We start from the raw sequence: 1,561 nt of genomic DNA on the forward strand, positions 1-1,561 counted from the left end.
ACCCCCGCCAAAGGCGCCTGGGGAGCGCGAGGGGGCGGCGCCAGAGCGCCCCTCGCAACCCGGCCCCCGGGCCGGGTGCCGCACGACGGCGCGGCGCACCCGCGCCGGCCACCACGGCGCCACCGTCGCCCACAGCCGACACTGCCACCCCCAGACGCAGCCAGCCCAGCCACCGACGACAAGCCGGCGCCCACCGCGCACGGCGTGGGCCCTCCCGCGTGCGGACTCGCCGCGCGGGGAAGGGCCCGAACTGGCCTGTCAGAACAGGGCTTCCCCGTCGAACAGTCCGATGGTGCCGGTGGCCTTGTCGTCCCCCATGCCGAACAGGGCGGCCTGTGCCGCCTTCGGCTTGACGGCGAACTCCGTGGCGGGCATGGCCAGCCAGTTCCTGGACTTGGGGGCCTCCGCCGTGGCCGCGTCGGTCTTCGCCGCGCGGGCCTGCACCTCTTCGAAGTCGGCGGTCACGATCTCCGTACGCGGGGCGGCGTCTCGCCACTCATCGACATACCCGGACGTGTCGACGCTGCACCCCTGCTCCAGCGTCAGGCCCGTCTGACGCTGGAACCGCTCGTACTGGGCGGTCCGCTGCTCGGTGAACGCGCATCCGCTGTTCCGGAAGGGGGCAGACTCCTGGGGGATGAGGAACACCCCCATGCGGGCCACCTCGGCGGCAATGTCGATGACGTGGTACTCGAACTGGGGGCCGCTGTAGCGGGGGGCCGTGCGCCCGTTCCGGGAGACGCGGCCAAACGGCGGGTTGGCCAGGGCCACGTCGAACCGTCCGCCCAGGTCCATCGTGGGGACGTCGAAGACGTCGCCGCAGATCCAACGGGCTTCCGGCAGGATCTTGCGCCCGATCCGGACGTACTCCGGGTTCTTCTCCACGCAGACGATCTCTCGTGCGGCGCCGTGGGCGCCGAGGTACTGGTGTGCGGTCCAGGCCAGGCGGCCGATTCCCGCACACAGGTCGATGACCCGTGCCTTGCCGAACGCCTCCAGGATGAGGTCTGCGGCCAGTCCGCCCGGCGTGAAGAATGCGCCGTCGAGGCGGGCCGTGCCCTCCTCCATCCAGTGGTCCAGGACGAATTCCCGCTCGTCCGGCGTGAGGTCGCGGTCCAGCTCGGCCAGGGCGGCGGCCTTGCGGTGCTGGATCGCGGTCTCGGTCGTCATCTTCGCCATGAGTGGCACGCCCTTCGGTGCGGGTTTCGAGTGGTGGTGTTGGTCGGGGTGCCACCCCCTCCCAACAAGGATAACATTACCAGTGTTGGGCCGGAATTGGTAGCGGGAAAGGGGGTCTGACCAGGGTTTTTCTCGGAAATCTCGGGTGCCGCGCGTGCCCTCCGGGCTGGGCCGACCCCCCTCCTTGCCAGCCCGTTTTTCAGCACCAGGGCGCCAGGGGCGGCCGGGTGACGGCTGGTCACGTAAACCGCCCAGGGATGCCGCTCCCCCATACCGGCCCGCAGCTCGGGTCCCGGGGCCGGCCACGGGCGCCGGGGGTGCGCGAGGGGGCGGCGCGAGAGCGCCCCTCGCACCCGGCCCCCCGGGCCGGGTGCCCCACGAC

The 1,561-nt window shown here is 72.1% G+C and carries 1 protein-coding gene; it reads right to left on the reverse strand.

Going from position 1 to position 1,561, the window contains the following annotated elements; genetic code table 11:
- Nucleotides 1-258: 258 nt before the first annotated feature.
- Nucleotides 259-1,179 (reverse strand): methyltransferase, encoded by a 921-nt coding sequence (locus AB0D93_RS41565; protein ID WP_362131971.1) that lies wholly within the window; start codon nucleotides 1,177-1,179, stop codon nucleotides 259-261.
- Between the last annotated feature and the right edge of the window lie 382 nt (nucleotides 1,180-1,561).

It is taken from the genome of Streptomyces sp. NPDC048191, assembly GCF_040652655.1.
Taxonomy (GTDB): domain Bacteria; phylum Actinomycetota; class Actinomycetes; order Streptomycetales; family Streptomycetaceae; genus Streptomyces.

What these genes read in the sequence shown, in the direction of transcription:
- AB0D93_RS41565 (WP_362131971.1), bottom strand. Translation starts at nt 1,179, where the DNA reads ATGGCGAAGATGACGACCGAGACCGCGATCCAGCACCGCAAGGCCGCC.